Here is a 16,181-nt window from a genome sequence, read left to right on the forward strand (position 1 = left end):
CTTTCACTATCCCTGAATCGCTTTTTATGCAAGTACTTATAAGTCCGTCATCGCTACTTATATTAATAATAATGAACATATTTTAACACGTTCTTTTTTAAATCTCAATAGAGGAACGTGCCCATCTAGGATAGAGTCTCGCCTATTTTTTCGTTATTTATTCCGTAATTTTGCTTAATGTGCTTAATTGCTTCGCGTTTACTTAATGGAGCGAGTTCGTTGTTTTGAACGTATTCCCATACTACATCTGGTTTTGTTTTTGCATATTCGCGAAGGACCCAGCCAATTGCTTTTTGAATGAAAAATTCTTTTGAGGAATGTAGTTGACCGATAATCCAGAAAAGGAGTTCTTCATCCATTTTTTGTTTATATTTCAGCTGGAATAAAATAGCGGCACGTTGTAACCATATGTTTTCTGATGCAATCCATTTTGGAATATATACAGAAATTAATTCTGGATGTTTTAAAAAGATAGCACCTAAAAATGTAGGGACGATGCTATCAACAGAATCCCACCAAGATTTTGTGACAATAAGTTCTTCTAAAAATGGGATATGAGTTTCGTTTATATGCTTTTTATATTTTTGCATAATATCAAGTGCAGCTGCCTGAAATTCACGTTCTGGTAAATCCCAAAGCTCACGTACGATAATTTGGAAGTCTTTTTTATCTGGGAGAGTATGTATTTGAATAACGTCTTTCAATAATTGTCGTCTTTCAGGTGTTTGAATACCGAGAAACGGGAAGTGATTTTTCATATAACGTGCCATCGGTTCTGCTTTTGCTGGGTTTTGATTTGCTGTAAAATGCTCTTGTAATGCCTTTACAAATGGATGCATAGGTATGTGCTCCTCTCTCATTATCTTTCTCTTCTTATTATACAAAGAGTTTGGTTAAATTTTAAAACATAACTTGCACTGTAATGCAATATGTTGAGAAGAGAGAGGAGAGGATAAGATGGAAGATCAAGGCGTACTAGCAGGTTTCTTTGCTCTTAGTTTTGCGTTTATGCTTGTTATAATAATTTGGGCAATTATTTCGTATTTGTTAACGGCTTTTGCACTTTATACGATGGCGAAAAATGATGGTGCAACTGATGGTGTTCTTGCTTTTATTCCGTTTATAAATAGTAAGATATGGGGTGATTTAGCGAAAGATAAATTACCAGATTTCTTGAAAGAAGAAGCAGGGTGGAAAGTATTTGGCATATATGTTGGATGCTTCATCTTTAATTTCGTACCAATTCTATATATATTAGCAACAGCTGTATCACTTGTACTGTCTATTTATCTTATCTATGCTATTTTGGATAGATACGGAACGAATTCCATACTATTTACGATCATTCATACAATCACGTTTTCGGTTTTCTTGCCGATTCATTTGTTCATTATTCGGAATGAGCCGGTGAGGTATAACGAGTAGGCGTATCAAAGTTGCCCTGCGGTCGATATATTTGATTCTATAATAATTCGGATATGCTGAAAAAAGAACGAAAGCGCCCTGCTGAGCAGGGCGCTTTTTTCTACTACATAAGATAGCGTAAGTAAATGTAAATGTGAGAAATGATTAATGAAACGATCATAATTGGGAAGCCGACTTTAAGGAATTCCATGTAGCTGAATTTATGTCCTTCACGACTTGCGATTCCGGCTACGATTACGTTAGCAGAAGCCCCGATTAATGTTCCGTTTCCACCTAAGCAAGCACCTAATGCTAATGCCCACCATAGTACGTCAATTTGTGCGTCAGAAGGTGATAAACCTAGCCCAACTGCCATATCGTTAATAAGTGGAATCATTGTTGCAACGAATGGAATGTTATCGATTGTTGCAGAGGCGATACCAGATACCCATAAAATAAGGATAGATGCGTGAGAAATATCTCCGCCTGTTATTCCAATTACTTTTTGAGCTAACATTTTGATAAGCCCGATATCGATAAGTCCTCCAACGAGTACGAATAGTCCCGCGAAGAAGAAGATTGTTACCCACTCTACACTTGCGAATACCTCTTCAATTTCATGTTCTTTCACACCGATTAACATAAGTACAGTAGCGCCAGTTAAGGCGATGATAGCTGCATCAATATGGAAAATAGAATGAGTCATGAAGCCTACAATAGTAAGGCCAAGTACTGTTAAAGATTTCTTCATTAATACTGGGTCTTTAATGTATTGTTTTTCATCTAAGCTCATTAACTTTTTAATTTGTACAGGATCAGCAATTAATTGCTTACGGTACATGAAGTAAAGCATTGTTGCCGTAACAGCAATAATGATGATTACGATAGGTGCTAAGTTGAATAAGAAAGCATTGAAATCTAAATGCTTATTTGCAGAACCAATCATAATATTTGGTGGATCACCAATTAATGTTGCTGTTCCTCCGATATTTGAAAAAATAATTTCAGAAAGTAAATATGGGACAGGATTTACTTGCAAGATGCGCGTAATAGATAAAGTAACTGGAACAACAAGAAGTACTGTTGTAACGTTATCTAAAAATGCGGAGCCAAGCGCGGTAAGTAAGGAAAGTGAAATTAAAATTTTAATTGGATTTCCTTGTGCTCCTTTTGCGGCTTTAATGGCAACGTATTGGAAGACACCTGACTTACTTGTAATGTTTACCAGTATCATCATACCGATGAGTAATGTAATTGTTCCCCATTCAATATGTTTCGTAAAGGCATTGTGTAAGTCAACGACCCCTGCAATTACCATGAATGCTGCACCAAGAAGTGCGATGACAGCACGGTTAATTTTTTCAGAAATAATAATGGCATATGTAATTAAAAAGACTGCGATAGCGAAATAATACTGCCAGTTTGCGAGTTCTTGCGTTGTTTCGTGCAAAACTCTCATCTCCTTTCATTCACTTTTCTTAGTGTGTCAAAAAATTAACTAGATGAAACACACATAACGTCATTATAAAGTAGAAAAATGGCGGATGTAAATGAAAGGGTTTATTTTGTCATATTTTCTGCATAGGTCATTTTTTCTTATTTTTAAAAATATTTGTGGGCATCTGACATATATATAAGATACATCCAATCTGAATATTTAAAATCGAATCAGCATTCGAGCTTGTTCGTGTAGGAGTGTCAAATAGAAAGGAATGACAAATATGATAAGGAAGGGATCGTATGGATGAACAACGATTTTTGTTTTTAGACTTTGAGTTTACGATGCCCCAGCATAGAAAAAAGCCAAAAGGTTTTTTCCCAGAAATTATTGAGGTCGGACTCGTTTCAGTTGTTGGTTGTAAGGTGGAAGATACGTATTCATCGCATATTAGACCGAAAACATTTCCGTCTTTAACGGATCGATGTAAAAAATTTTTAGGAATTAAACAGGAAGTAGTGGACAAAGGAATTTCTTTTCATGAACTTGTTGAGAAACTTGCAGAATATGAAAAGAGTGGTAGACCGACAATTGTAACGTGGGGAAATATGGATATGAAAGTCTTAAAGCATAACTGTGAAATGGCGGGAGTAGAATTTCCATTCTTTGGACAGTGTCGTGATTTATCGCTTGAGTATAAGAAGTTTTTTGGAGAGAGAAATCAAACAGGGCTGTGGAAGGCAATTGAGGCGTATGGAAAAGCAGGAACAGGAAAGCATCATTGTGCGCTTGATGATGCGATGACGACATATAATATTTTTAAGTTAGTAGAAAAAGATAAAGAGTATTTAGTCAAACCAGCACCTCCGACATTAGGGGAACTTGTTGATTTTTCGAAAGTGTTAAAGAAAGTGAGTACACAGTAACGACCAAATTGCAAAATATGTAATTTGGTCGTTTTGTTTTTTAAAGTTTGTAATCTCGCTTCAATTGCTGAAGTGTTTCTAGACTACGCCCCGCAAAAGGTGAATCATCTTCAGAAAATGAATTCATTTGAGTTTCTAATGCTAATTTTAGTGACTCTGTATAATCCGGAATTTCCCCTTCATATTTCTTCACCATTTGCTCTGGAATGTTCGTCTGTTCACGAAAAGCTAAAGCGCGTCTTTCATGGAAGAATGGTACGTCAGCCTGTTTTACATTATGTAAATCACCTTGCACCGGATGTTTTAAAACAGCTAATACTTTTACGACGTAACTGCCAGGACGGCTATTTGTAATTTCGCCGATGTATTTTCCAGTTTTATAAATACCAGTAACAATTTCACCAATTTCAAATGTTTCTCTCATATTTTTCACCTCAAGTTTATAGTAAGGAAAGTATAAGAAGGAGTCAAAGAAATTAGTTGATTTTTGAATGTCCTTGAGAATATGACAGGCTTCAACTATAATTTAAAATAATATAACAGAAAATTCTGATGTTGATTTTTTTCATAAATTCCCTGATAAGGAGTGTTCTATATGATGCCTTTATATTTTCCTGAAGATAAAACGGAGTATATTATTCCAGGTATTGTTTGCGTTCTATTTATCATCGGTGCGGTTGCTACGTGGCGTATGTTTATTCGTGTATCAAAACGAGAAGCAGAGCGATTACAGAAAGTAGAAGAAAAGCTTTTAGCTGAAAAGAAACGGTAATTCATTTTTGTATGTTTCCCTCTATGCTCGGACAATCTAAGGGCAGAAAGCATTTTGGAGGGAATTGAATGAAAAGACGGCTTTTTTTCAGTTGTTGTTTATTATTTCTAATGGCGGGTTGTGACCAAGGGAAGCCGAAAGAAATTGATGTGAAATTACATAATGCTTCAGGTGATGAAGTTGGGACTGCAAAAGTAGTTCAGCAAACAAGTGGAGTGAAAATTACGATTAAAGCGGAAGGCTTTACACCAGGACCACACGGGATACATGTGCATGAAATCGGAGAATGTAAAGCGCCACGTTTCGAATCATCTGGGAATCATTTTAATCCGGATAATAAAAAACATGGGCTCTTGAATCCGAAGGGTGCAGAAAATGGTGATTTACCGAACGTAGTTGCAGACGGTTCGGGAAAGATTAAAGCAGAAATCGATGCTCCGCATATAACGCTTGAAGAAGGAAAAACGACGATTCATAGAAAAGATGGAGCGTCTATTATTATTACAGAAAACGCTGATGATGGTATGACGCAACCAACGGGTAAATCTGGTGGCCGAATTGCTTGCGGTGTTATCGTAAAAAAAGTGTCGGATATGAAGAAAAAATAGAAGCTACCTTGAATGGTAGATTTTGTTGTAAAACCGCATGATAGTAAGTGGAATTATATCGATTTATCGAAAAAAAGGAGGCTATCTCAAAATCATTTTGGGATAGCCCCCTTTTTTGTTATGAGAATGTATGGTGTAGTCTGTTTAAAATTTCTTCTAAAACAGATCTAGGACAGCCAATGTTAATTCTTATATGGGCTTCTCCACCTGTTCCGTATTTCTCACCAGGATCAACGATGATTTTACCTTTCTCTTCAAGCAAGGCTGTTCGTTTATTTTGAGAAAGGTCCAAGTGGGAACAATCAATCCACAGTAAAAAACTGCCTTCTGGTTTAATTATAGAAAGAGATGGTATGTGATTTTGAATATACTCACAAGCAAATTGAGCGTTATCTTCAACGTACAATCGAATTTCATTTAGCCAATCATTACATTCTGTATAGGCACTTTGCATTGCTGTATAAGCAAATGTATTTAATCCGTGGAATCCTTGTCTATGTTGGATAGACATAAAGGCATTACGGAGATTTTCATTCGGAATAATAATGGTTGATGCTTGTAATCCAGCGATATTAAATGTTTTGCTCGGAGCCATACAAGTAATAGTGCGTGCTGCTAATTCTTCAGATAAAGAAGCAAACGGTGTATGAGTATGGCCTCTATAAATAATATCGGCATGAATTTCATCCGCGACAACGGTTACATTATATTGCGTACATAACGTACCGAGTTTTGTTAGCTCCTCTTTCGTCCAAACGCGCCCGATAGGATTGTGAGGGCTGCAAAGAAGCATTAGTTTTACACCTTGTTTAAATTGAGTTTCTAGATGCTCGAAGTCTATCTTATATATGCCATTTTGTTTAAACAAGGGACTCTCACATAATTGTCTATTATTTGTTTTGACCATTTCAAAAAATGGTGGATAAATAGGAGGTTGTACGAGTACGGCTTCTCCTTCTTTCGTTATAGCTTGTATGCTCGTACTAAGAGCTGGGACGATACCTGCGCTAAATACAATCCATTCTTTTTGTATTTCCCAATTGTATTGGCTTTTCGTCCAATTACAAATGATATTCCCAATATTTTCAGGAGGAAGTGTATAGCCGAAAATAGGATGTTCTGTGCGTTTTTGTAATGCAGTTTGAATTGGTTTTGGTACTTCAAAATCCATATCGGCAATCCAAGCGTGGATGAGCTCTTCATTTTTATATGTATCCCATTTTGTACTATGCGTTCCGCGACGATTTACCGTTTTATGAAATAGTTGCATATGTTTGCTCCTTTCTTCTGTCAAACTGTTAAGTTATGAAAATTCTCACTCTTCTTATAGAATAGCTGATGTGATACGATAAAGAAAAGCATTAAAAAGTGAAAAGGCGGGAAGCAGATGGGTGCATATGACAAAATGATTGAGGTTGTGAAAAATTGGGATCCGTTTCAAATGGGGCCGGAGTTTTATGAAACAGAAGCGAGCGATGTTGTAAACGTCGTAAGTGTGTTTGATGATCCGAAATACATCGCAAAGAAGATTCAACATATATACTTTATGTCTTTTGAAGAAGTACCTGCACTTGAAAAATGCGAAAAATTAGCAGTAGAGTTACTCGTACTAAAAGAAGGCGGAAGTTGTTCATTATAGGCTGTCGGAATTTACGACAGCCTTTTTGTTTATTTTCATTTGTGAGGATGGATTAAAGCTTCACTTTATCCCGCTATTTGCGGGCAGTAAGACTCCCGCCTCAAAATTCGGTTGAAGCAAAGAGGTTAGGCGAGAAATCAAACTGCCCGTAAAAACCCCCACGGATTAAAGCTTCACTTTATTGCGCCGCAAACGTAATAATTTCTTCATAAACATGATCTGGCTTTTCTTCAGGTAGTAGGTGCCCTGTATTTTCGTAAGAAATGAAAGTTGAATTAGGTAGGTCCTTATGGAGACGGTGTCCTACATGTACAGGGACGACGCGATCTTTTTCACCCCAAATGAGTAATACTGGGGTTTCGATTTTTTGTAATTCAGTTGAAGATAAGTCACCTTCACGGTCTCTTATCATTCGAGTTAAAGCAGGGAATATACGATCATCATAAAAAGGAGCAGCATAGCCTTCCATCATTTCATTGTCAATTAATGAATGGTCATGAACGACATTCATTAAGTTATGGACGATGCCCCTTCGAATAATCCAGTTCTTCACGTATAAGTGGAAGAATGGTAAATAAGAGGAGTACAGTAAAGGTAAGTTTGCGCGTGCTAAATAACTAGAGCTACATAGTAAAATCGTCTTTGAAATTAATTCAGGGCGTAGTCGGTTTACAAAGAGTGAAATTTGTCCGCCCATAGAATGGCCAACTAGTACAATATTCGAGAGAGATAAATGTTCGATTAAATCGATAATAATAGCTGCTAAATTGTGATAAGAATATTTAAAGAGATGAGATTTATCACTTTTTCCGAATGGTGGTAAATCAAGGGCAATTACTGTACCTTCCTTTGTTAGTAAAGGAATGAGTCGTCGATAGCTAAATGAGGAAGAGAGGAAGCCGTGAACGAGTACGAAAGTAGGTCGTTCTTTTTTAGTATTATGTTCATACAATTCGTAATGAATAGTAGTCCCGCGAGTGGAAAAAGTGAAGTAAGGGCATTTGCATTCATGGTTCATTTTTTGTCACTCCATTGATTTTTGTTCATATCATCTCCCCGCAAGAAACAAAATATGTTAACAAAAAAAGGCAAGATGACGATGTCATCTTGCCTTTCGTTTATTCATTATTATCTGCGAACAATATTAGGCGGTGTTTCTCCTTGTAACCCTGCAACTAAATTTTCAGCAGCTGTCATTGCCATTTGCTGCCTAGTTTTTAAAGTTGCAGACCCAATGTGCGGTAAAGTCACAACATTTTGTAATGATAAGAGCGGATTATCTTTTTGAATCGGCTCTTGTGTAAAAGTATCGATGCCCGCTGCAAAGATTTTCTTTTCTGTTAATGCATGGATTAACGCTTCTTCATCTACTGTTTTTCCGCGAGAAGCATTAATGAAGATTGCAGTTTCTTTCATTAATGAAAATTCCTTTTCTCCAATAAGATGATATGTTTCATCTGTTAGTGGAGTAAGAAGGACAATAAAGTCAGATTGTTTTAGTAGCGTCTGTAAATCACAATATGTAGCATCGAATTTTTGCTCTGCTTCTTCTTTACGGCGACGGTTATAATAAAGAACATTCATATCAAATCCGAATTTCGCTCGTTTTGCGACAGCTTCACCAATGCGTCCCATTCCGATAATACCGATTGTACTATGGTGTACATCTAGTCCGAAGTGTTCTTTTCCAATTTCAGCGTTCCATTCACCATTTTTCACGTAGGAGTCGAGTTCACAAACACGGCGACCGGCAGATAACATAAGAGCGAAAACAAGGTCGGCTACTGTATCATCTAGTACGTATGGTGTATTCGTTCCGATGACATTTCGCTTTTCCATCGCTTGTAAATCAAAATTATCGTAACCGACAGAAATGTTGCTTACTACTTTTAAGTTAGGAGCCGCTTCTAATAATTCTTCATTAATAGCAGATCCAAAATTTAATAAACCATCTTTATCTTGTATTTTCTCTAATAGAACATCACGAGGTACCTTCTCATCTTGATCCCATTTTTCGAAATCACAGTGTTCTGATAAATAGTTTTCTACAAATGTTGGAACTGGTTCGGCAATATATACTTTTGGTTTCACGGTTCCATCCCCTTTCGCTTTATCACGCATTTTTCCGCTGATTAAAGTTTCACTTTATTTTGACATAATTCACTAAAAAAATCTTCTTTTCAAACTGGAAAGGGTATTTGTATAATTTAGACACAACAGAAAAGGAAGGATGATTTATATGGTGACAGAGAAAGAATTGGAATTATTAGCTTGTCTTGAAAAGAATAGTCGTTTATCTGTAGATACATTAGCGAAGTTGTTAAATATAGAAGTAGAAGAAGCGAAAAAAATGGTTACGAAATTAGAAAGTGAAAAGATTATCGTGGACTATGTAACACATATCGATTGGACAAAAGTGAAAGAACATACTGGTTTAACGGCGATGATTGATGTGAAAGTTACACCGAAGCGTGGTGTCGGTTTTGATGCAGTAGCTGAACAAATTTATCGTTATTCAGAAGTAAAATCTGCGTATTTAATGTCAGGGACATACGATCTTTCTATTACATTAGAAGGAAAGACGATGGGAGAAGTAGCGATGTTTGTTTCTGAGAAATTAGCAACAATTGAATCTGTCGTTTCTACAACAACGCATTTCATTTTGAAGAAGTATAAACATGAGGGAATTATTTACGAAAAAAACGATGATGATAAGCGCATTGTGGTGACACCATGAAGCAATTTGAACTATCTAGAACGGCAGAATCTTTACAACCATCTGGTATTCGAAAGTTTTTCGATTTAGCAGCAAATATGAAAGGTGTTATTTCTCTTGGAGTAGGAGAGCCTGACTTTGTTACACCTTGGAATGTAAGGCAAGCATGTATTCGTTCTTTAGAACAAGGATATACGTCATATACAGCAAATGCAGGATTATTGGAGCTCCGTCAAGAAATAGCAAAGTATCTAAAAAAACAATTTGCAGTATCTTATGATCCGAATGATGAAATCATTGTTACAGTTGGAGCGAGTCAAGCGCTAGATGTAGCGATGCGTGCTATTGTAAACCCTGATGATGAAATACTTATTATTGAACCAAGTTTCGTTTCGTATGCACCGCTTGTTACGTTAGCGGGCGGGGTCCCAGTTCCAGTGGCGACTTCATTAGAAGCTGAATTTAAAGTACAGCCAGATCAAATTGAAGCAGCTATTACAACGAAAACAAAGGCAATATTACTTTGTTCTCCCAATAACCCAACAGGCGCAATGTTAAATAAATCCGAATTAGAAAAGCTAGCTGTTATTGTTGAGAAGTATAATTTAATCGTGTTATCGGATGAAATTTATGCAGAGCTCGTATACGACGAAGCATATACGAGTTTCGCGAGTATTAAAAATATGCGTGACCATACGATTTTAATTTCAGGGTTTTCAAAAGGGTTTGCCATGACGGGATGGCGTCTTGGGATGATTGCAGCCCCTGTTCAATTTTCAGAATTAATGCTCAAAATCCACCAGTATTCAATGATGTGTGCACCAACGATGTCTCAATTTGCAGCGCTTGAAGCATTACGCGGAGGAAATGATGAAGTAATTCGAATGAGAGATAGCTATAAAAAGCGTCGTAACTTTATGACGACATCTTTCAATGAAATGGGCTTAACATGTCATGTGCCAGGCGGGGCATTTTATGTCTTCCCTTCTATAGCTTCAACCGGACTATCTTCAGCAGAATTTGCAGAACAATTATTATTAGAAGAAAAAGTGGCTGTTGTTCCTGGAAATGTGTTTGGCGGGAGTGGTGAAGGATTTATTCGTTGTTCATATGCAACATCGCTTGAGCAACTTATGGAAGCAATGAAGAGAATGGAACGGTTCATAGAGAATAAAAAAAGGACAAAACACAATACGTTTTGTCCATAAAAGGGGGGGAATACTAGAAAGCCATGTGTTAGTATTCTATCCTAATATTGGAGAATTATACGTATTACAGGAAATTTTTTCGTGAATTTTGAATGAGTTCTATCAAAGTGGTATAATTTACTAATATAAGGTGGGAGTATCCTCGGTGTTTTACTTAGGATACTTACCACTAATCGGATATTTAACAATAAATACATCTGCTTTGCTATTTACAATTGTAGAGAAAATGGTAAACGTATGGGAGTGTTTCACATGTCAGAACAATATACAACGGGAGTGGTTGTAACAGGGAAAGTAACTGGAATTCAAGATTACGGTGCATTTGTAGCTTTGGATGCAGAAACACAAGGACTTGTGCATATATCTGAAATCACAAATGGGTATGTAAAAGACATTCATGACTTTTTAAAGGTCGGAGATACAGTAGAAGTAAAAGTACTTTCAATTGATGAAGAACACAGAAAAATGAGTTTATCGTTAAAAGCGGCGAAAAGAAAGCAAGGACGAATTCTTATACCGAATCCATCAGAGAACGGATTTAATACACTGCGAGAAAAGCTAGCGGAATGGATTGAAGAGTCGGAGGTAATAAAGTAAAAGAGGAACGCATATGAGCGTTCCTCTTTTACTGTGACTTATGATATATATATTTGCAAATATGATTGCATGCAATCATATTCGTATGTCGGAGGCGAAAAAGACATACTGACTATTGAATTTCATGTGTTTCTGGGTGAGTACCAAGATTCTCGGATGGTTTAAATAGTAAGCCGAGATTGATAAGCCCAGAAATACCAACGATGCCGTAAATAATACGTGCAAGAGCTGATTTCTGTCCCCCGAAAATAGCCGCTACTAAGTCAAACTGGAAGAACCCGATCAGTCCCCAGTTAACAGCGCCGATTACAGTGAAGACTAATGCGATACGTTGCAAGGTACTCATGAAAAGTCCCCCCCTTAATGTGAAGCGTGAGCAAGCAAGGAGTTAATAAGAAAATTTAACTCCTTTATAGAATGGTATAGTTTTGTTGTTTTTATACATGAAAAATGTACGAAAAACGATGTATATACATCTATACCGAAAAATCCGAATTTTTATGCAAAAAATGAACTTTTTCTAAAAAATAAATAATGGTTACGTTTACAATTGCTGAATCGCTTGATTTACAACTTTAGTTTCGCTAAAGTGAATACAGAAATACATATACATAATTGGAGGGAAAAAGATGAGTACACATGTAACGTTCGACTATTCTAAAGCGTTATCCTTCATCGGTGAAAATGAACTAACTTATTTACGTGATGCAGTAAAAGTAACACATCATGCAATCCACGAAAAAACTGGAGCTGGGAACGATTTCCTTGGGTGGGTAGAGCTTCCGCTTCAATATGATAAAGAAGAATTCGCTCGCATTCAAAAATGCGCAGAAAAAATTAAAAATGACTCTGATATTTTACTTGTTGTAGGTATTGGTGGTTCTTACCTAGGAGCACGCGCAGCAATTGAAATGTTAAACCATTCTTTCTATAACACGCTTTCTAAAGAACAACGTAAAACTCCACAAGTGCTATTTGTTGGACAAAACATTAGCTCCACTTACATGAAAGATTTAATGGACGTACTAGAAGGTAAAGACTTTTCTATTAACGTTATTTCCAAATCAGGTACAACAACAGAGCCTGCAATCGCATTCCGTATTTTCCGTAAATTATTAGAAGAAAAGTATGGAAAAGAAGAAGCACGCAAACGTATTTATGCGACTACAGATAAAGCGCGCGGTGCTTTAAAAACATTATCTGATAATGAAGGCTACGAAACGTTCGTTATTCCAGATGATGTTGGCGGTCGTTTCTCTGTATTAACACCAGTAGGTTTATTGCCAATCGCTGTAAGTGGCCTAAACATTGAAGAGATGATGAAAGGTGCAGCTGCTGGCCATAATGATTTCGCGAAATCAGAACTTGAAGAAAACCCAGCTTACCAATACGCAGTAGTTCGTAATGCTCTATATAATAAAGGGAAAACAATTGAAATGCTTGTTAACTATGAGCCAGCACTTCACTACTTCTCTGAGTGGTGGAAACAGTTATTTGGTGAAAGTGAAGGAAAAGATCAAAAAGGTATTTTCCCATCTTCAGCAAACTTCTCAACTGACTTACACTCATTAGGTCAATACATTCAAGAAGGGCGTCGTGACCTATTCGAAACAGTTCTTAAAGTAGGTAAATCTACACACGAACTAAAAATCGAATTAGACGACAACGATTTAGATGGATTAAACTACCTTGCTGGTGAAACGATAGACTTCGTAAACACAAAAGCATACGAAGGTACATTACTTGCACATAGCGATGGCGGAGTACCAAACTTAATCGTAAACATCCCTGAATTAAATGAGTACACATTCGGTTACCTTGTATACTTCTTCGAAAAAGCATGTGCGATGAGCGGCTACCTATTAGGCGTAAATCCATTTGACCAACCAGGAGTAGAAGCATACAAGAAAAACATGTTTGCTTTACTTGGTAAACCAGGATTTGAAGAATTAAAAGCAGAATTAGAAGAGCGTTTAAAATAATGAAAAGCGATCGGGTCTCCGGTCGCTTTTTATTATTTTATTGAAAGGTACATCGGTATATTCAAACTAGAATGGGTATGCTAAAGGAAAAGTCTAGGAGGGATGGGCTTGATTCCGATTCAATCAAAATTAGAAGGATGTACATATGCGTTATATAAGTTAGAAGAGGTTATGAAACCACTTGGATATAGTATTGGCGGTAATTGGGATTATGATAAAGGATGCTTTGATTATAAAATCGACGAAGAAGAAGGGTATCAATTTTTACGCGTACCATTTACAGCGGTGGATGGGGAACTAGATGTGCCTGGTGTAATAGTCCGTCTTGAAACACCGTATATTCTTTCGCACGTATATCAAGACGAACTAGATGATAATGTTAATGCTTTAACAGCTGGAACGAGTGGATTGGATCAATTTGCGGAGCCGCAAGATCCAGATGGAGATGTGAAAAGAAAGTATGTCAATATTGGTAAAGTATTGGTACAAGAACTAGAAAATCATTTTTTTAATGGTGAATAACGATGAGTATGTCGCTTTCGATGAGAATGAAAGAATGAACTGGATTGATCATATATTGTTCGTCGCGCTTTACACCTAGTAAGAGAATGTTTTGCTTTAAAAGAGTATAGCTACAATTTGCAAAGGATTGTCCGGTGCAGGACGGGGGAATCTCCATCAGTTGTAATTTGTTATCAGAGATTTCATCGTAAAGTGAGAATAGTACACCTGAAATGGAAGGGAATAAAAGAGAAGCGGTAAATACATAGCTCGTTAATTTATTTCCTTCTATAATTTCTGATACGCCAGCTCTCGTTGCATTTTGGATTTGTTCAGAAGTAAGAAGTTCAGCGATGCAGTGAATGTTTGGATTAAGTCCTTTTGCAGTTAAAATATTTAAAATGGACTGTGTATCTGCTAAGCTTTCGTTCTTCTCTTTATCCGCTGTTATTAATATAGTGTGAGCTGTTGTAATGTTAGCTTTTAATAAAGTTTGATCATGATGCGGACAACCTTTTATAAATTCTAAATGATGAAATGGCTTTGGAAGTAAAGAAAGTGTTTCATCAATTAAAACGATATCAAGGTTCGGTTGTAATATGTGCATTTGTTTTACAACATGTTTTGCACGCTCATTCCAGCCAACGATAATCATATGACCATTAGAGGTAGCAGCTGCTTCACCCTTAATTCTCATATATTGTTTATTAATCATGTCGGTAGCGAATAGAACCATATAATAAGAACAAAATCCCGTTCCTAATAAAATAATACATATACCAATAAGTTTTCCTATCGTTGTATGGGGGGCGAAATCGCCGTATCCAACGGTGAAAATGGTAACGATTGACCACCAAACCCCGTCGAACCATGTGGTGAAGTGAGATGGCTCTAATATATGTATAAGAAAGCCGGAGAAGGTAGTAAGTACAATAATAAAACAAATTAAACGAAAAATAATGGAATCACGAAATGTATCTACTAAATTCGGACGGGATTTCAAGTTCCTATTCCTCCTTACTTTTCAGGACTACATTCATTGTTACCATTATAGAAAAAAGAAAAACTCTCTAATTAAAAAGAGAGTTCATTTCATAATTAATACATACTTTCAACTTCAGTTTGTTGAACACTTTCAAGATGCTGAAGAGCATAATAAACATCAGCAGTATGTCTTTTTTGATCGATAGACAATTTTAAATGTAAATAGTGCGAACCATTTTCCAATGTTTTGAGCTTCATGTTCTTAACTTTTATATCCATTTCTTTTATTTCTTCAATTACGGTCGGGATATTGTCCATATTTCGTACAACGAGTTTCACTGCGATATCACGTTGGCGAAATGATCTAGGACCGACGTATTTCATCGCTAATGGTATAAGTTCTACACTAATCATAAGGAAACACATTCCGAAAATAGCCTCGATATAGAAACCAGCTCCAACGGCAATGCCGATGCCAGAAGCACCCCAAATCATAGCGGCGGTCGTTAACCCCGCAATACTATCGTTTCCTCTGCGTAAAATTACACCGGCACCTAAAAACCCAATTCCTGATACAATTTGAGCGGCAAGTCGAAGTGGATCCATATTCATATGATCGGTATGTGGTAAGTTGTAAGCTGCTTTAATAGAAACAATAGTTAGGAGGCAACTAATAATAGAAATAACTAAACACGTTTTTAAGCCGAGTGGTTTACGTTTTAATTCGCGCTCTAAACCGATAGCGAATCCTAAAATAGCCGAGAGACCTAGTTTTATTAATAAGTCGGTGTAGTCCATGTATATTCCTCCTTGTATGATATGGTATATGAATAAAACGTTTATCCCACTATTTGCGGGCAGTAAGCCCCGCCTCAAAATTCGCCGAATGCGAGAAAGTTAGGTGGGAGACGACTGCCCGTAAATGCCCGATTGGTGAAGGCTAATAATCAGTGGGGGATGAACACCCCCCACTGATTAAAGTTTCACTTTATATAGAAAGAAACGTTTTTTGACAGAGTGACTTTCTATAGAATATATGTAGGAATTACTTAGAAATGAAAGAGATGTTTCGTTTAAGTATATGATATTAAAAAAGAAATGTAGTTGGTTTCAAAAAAGTTTTCAAAAGGTGTTGCATTTCATTTTTTCACATGATATATTAATAAACGTCGCTGATGCAGAAACGCAGAAAACGACAAAAAAGAAATTGAAAAACATAGTTGACATCGAAAAATGAAGATGTTAATATGATGAAGTCGCTTCTGAAGCGGCAGATAAGTTCTTTGAAAACTGAACGAAACAAACAACGTGAACGTCAATTTTTATTTTTAGATGCTAGACAAACTAACTTTATTGGAGAGTTTGATCCTGGCTCAGGATGAACGCTGGCGGCGTGCCTAATACAT

At 36.7% G+C, this 16,181-nt stretch carries 19 protein-coding genes; 10 read left to right on the top strand and 9 right to left on the bottom strand.

All coding sequences use genetic code 11. The features are described 5' to 3' along the window. Positions 1-125: 125 nt before the first annotated feature. Positions 126-839, bottom strand: a complete 714-nt coding sequence (locus ABH957_RS21285) for a DNA alkylation repair protein (RefSeq protein ID WP_404454398.1) — start codon at positions 837-839, stop codon at positions 126-128. 118 nt (positions 840-957) lie between these two features. On the opposite strand from ABH957_RS21285, the gene ABH957_RS21290 reads away from it, so the two are divergent. After that, the gene (locus ABH957_RS21290; RefSeq protein ID WP_002034556.1) at positions 958-1,425 is read left to right on the top strand and encodes a hypothetical protein; all 468 of its coding nucleotides are present in this window, start codon (positions 958-960) and stop codon (positions 1,423-1,425) included. A gap of 103 nt (positions 1,426-1,528) precedes the next feature. Here ABH957_RS21290 and ABH957_RS21295 read toward each other — a convergent pair whose 3' ends face one another. Beyond that, positions 1,529-2,854, bottom strand: a complete 1,326-nt coding sequence (locus ABH957_RS21295) for an ArsB/NhaD family transporter (RefSeq protein WP_002129696.1) — start codon at positions 2,852-2,854, stop codon at positions 1,529-1,531. Positions 2,855-3,144: 290 nt separating this feature from the next. Between ABH957_RS21295 and kapD the strand changes: the two genes are divergently transcribed. Next, entirely contained in the window at positions 3,145-3,768 is a 624-nt protein-coding gene (gene kapD / locus ABH957_RS21300) for a 3'-5' exonuclease KapD (RefSeq protein WP_219301097.1), read from the top strand. 40 nt (positions 3,769-3,808) lie between these two features. Here kapD and kapB read toward each other — a convergent pair whose 3' ends face one another. After that, positions 3,809-4,192 (bottom strand): kinase-associated lipoprotein KapB, encoded by a 384-nt coding sequence (gene kapB / locus ABH957_RS21305; RefSeq protein ID WP_219301098.1) that lies wholly within the window; start codon positions 4,190-4,192, stop codon positions 3,809-3,811. Positions 4,193-4,363: 171 nt separating this feature from the next. On the opposite strand from kapB, the gene ABH957_RS21310 reads away from it, so the two are divergent. Together ABH957_RS21310 and sodC are read left to right on the top strand one after the other, a co-directional pair. Beyond that, positions 4,364-4,540, top strand: coding sequence for a hypothetical protein (locus ABH957_RS21310; protein WP_000982764.1), 177 nt, complete (start codon positions 4,364-4,366; stop codon positions 4,538-4,540). Positions 4,541-4,608: 68 nt separating this feature from the next. Continuing rightward, complete coding sequence (gene sodC / locus ABH957_RS21315; RefSeq protein WP_002143588.1) at positions 4,609-5,148, top strand: superoxide dismutase [Cu-Zn]; 540 nt, start codon at positions 4,609-4,611, stop codon at positions 5,146-5,148. A 118-nt stretch (positions 5,149-5,266) separates the two neighbouring features. Here sodC and ABH957_RS21320 read toward each other — a convergent pair whose 3' ends face one another. After that, the gene (locus ABH957_RS21320; RefSeq protein WP_404454390.1) at positions 5,267-6,418 is read right to left on the bottom strand and encodes a MalY/PatB family protein; all 1,152 of its coding nucleotides are present in this window, start codon (positions 6,416-6,418) and stop codon (positions 5,267-5,269) included. 117 nt (positions 6,419-6,535) lie between these two features. Between ABH957_RS21320 and ABH957_RS21325 the strand changes: the two genes are divergently transcribed. Then, positions 6,536-6,787, top strand: coding sequence for a YugE family protein (locus ABH957_RS21325; RefSeq protein WP_002015854.1), 252 nt, complete (start codon positions 6,536-6,538; stop codon positions 6,785-6,787). A gap of 178 nt (positions 6,788-6,965) precedes the next feature. Here ABH957_RS21325 and ABH957_RS21330 read toward each other — a convergent pair whose 3' ends face one another. Beyond that, positions 6,966-7,805 carry an alpha/beta fold hydrolase gene (locus tag ABH957_RS21330; protein WP_404441847.1) on the bottom strand — a complete coding sequence of 280 codons (840 nt, stop codon included), beginning with the start codon at positions 7,803-7,805 and terminating at the stop codon, positions 6,966-6,968. A gap of 110 nt (positions 7,806-7,915) precedes the next feature. Then, positions 7,916-8,908, bottom strand: coding sequence for a 2-hydroxyacid dehydrogenase (locus ABH957_RS21335; RefSeq protein ID WP_242311063.1), 993 nt, complete (start codon positions 8,906-8,908; stop codon positions 7,916-7,918). Positions 8,909-9,026: 118 nt separating this feature from the next. Between ABH957_RS21335 and ABH957_RS21340 the strand changes: the two genes are divergently transcribed. The 3 genes from ABH957_RS21340 (at position 9,027) to yugI (ending at position 11,308) form a co-directional block, all read left to right on the top strand. Continuing rightward, positions 9,027-9,524, top strand: coding sequence for an Lrp/AsnC family transcriptional regulator (locus tag ABH957_RS21340; protein WP_113938635.1), 498 nt, complete (start codon positions 9,027-9,029; stop codon positions 9,522-9,524). Continuing rightward, positions 9,521-10,711: an aminotransferase gene (locus ABH957_RS21345; RefSeq protein WP_404441841.1), complete on the top strand. Its 1,191-nt coding sequence runs from the start codon at positions 9,521-9,523 to the stop codon at positions 10,709-10,711. The genes ABH957_RS21340 and ABH957_RS21345 overlap by 4 nt, the downstream gene beginning before the upstream one ends. Before the next feature lie 252 nt (positions 10,712-10,963). Next, a complete protein-coding gene (yugI, locus tag ABH957_RS21350) occupies positions 10,964-11,308 on the top strand; it encodes a S1 domain-containing post-transcriptional regulator GSP13 (protein WP_002015848.1) in 345 nt (114 codons plus the stop codon). 112 nt (positions 11,309-11,420) lie between these two features. On the opposite strand, the gene ABH957_RS21355 is transcribed toward yugI, so the two are convergent. Then, positions 11,421-11,654: a DUF378 domain-containing protein gene (locus ABH957_RS21355; protein WP_002089278.1), complete on the bottom strand. Its 234-nt coding sequence runs from the start codon at positions 11,652-11,654 to the stop codon at positions 11,421-11,423. Between the two features lie 283 nt (positions 11,655-11,937). Here ABH957_RS21355 and ABH957_RS21360 point away from each other — a divergent pair, with 283 nt between their 5' ends. Both ABH957_RS21360 and ABH957_RS21365 read left to right on the top strand, forming a co-directional pair. Further along, complete coding sequence (locus tag ABH957_RS21360) at positions 11,938-13,290, top strand: glucose-6-phosphate isomerase (protein ID WP_002015845.1); 1,353 nt, start codon at positions 11,938-11,940, stop codon at positions 13,288-13,290. Between the two features lie 108 nt (positions 13,291-13,398). Then, positions 13,399-13,812 carry a YugN-like family protein gene (locus ABH957_RS21365; protein ID WP_002131278.1) on the top strand — a complete coding sequence of 138 codons (414 nt, stop codon included), beginning with the start codon at positions 13,399-13,401 and terminating at the stop codon, positions 13,810-13,812. Here the strand turns inward: ABH957_RS21365 and ABH957_RS21370 are convergent. Both ABH957_RS21370 and ABH957_RS21375 read right to left on the bottom strand, forming a co-directional pair. After that, positions 13,799-14,794: a potassium channel family protein gene (locus ABH957_RS21370; RefSeq protein ID WP_002167466.1), complete on the bottom strand. Its 996-nt coding sequence runs from the start codon at positions 14,792-14,794 to the stop codon at positions 13,799-13,801. The genes ABH957_RS21365 and ABH957_RS21370 overlap by 14 nt on opposite strands. A gap of 95 nt (positions 14,795-14,889) precedes the next feature. Further along, complete coding sequence (locus ABH957_RS21375) at positions 14,890-15,573, bottom strand: MgtC/SapB family protein (RefSeq protein ID WP_002034530.1); 684 nt, start codon at positions 15,571-15,573, stop codon at positions 14,890-14,892. Positions 15,574-16,181: the final 608 nt, after the last annotated feature.

It is taken from the genome of Bacillus sp. RC242, from assembly GCF_044908245.1.
GTDB classification, from domain to species: Bacteria; Bacillota; Bacilli; order Bacillales; family Bacillaceae_G; genus Bacillus_A; species Bacillus_A mycoides.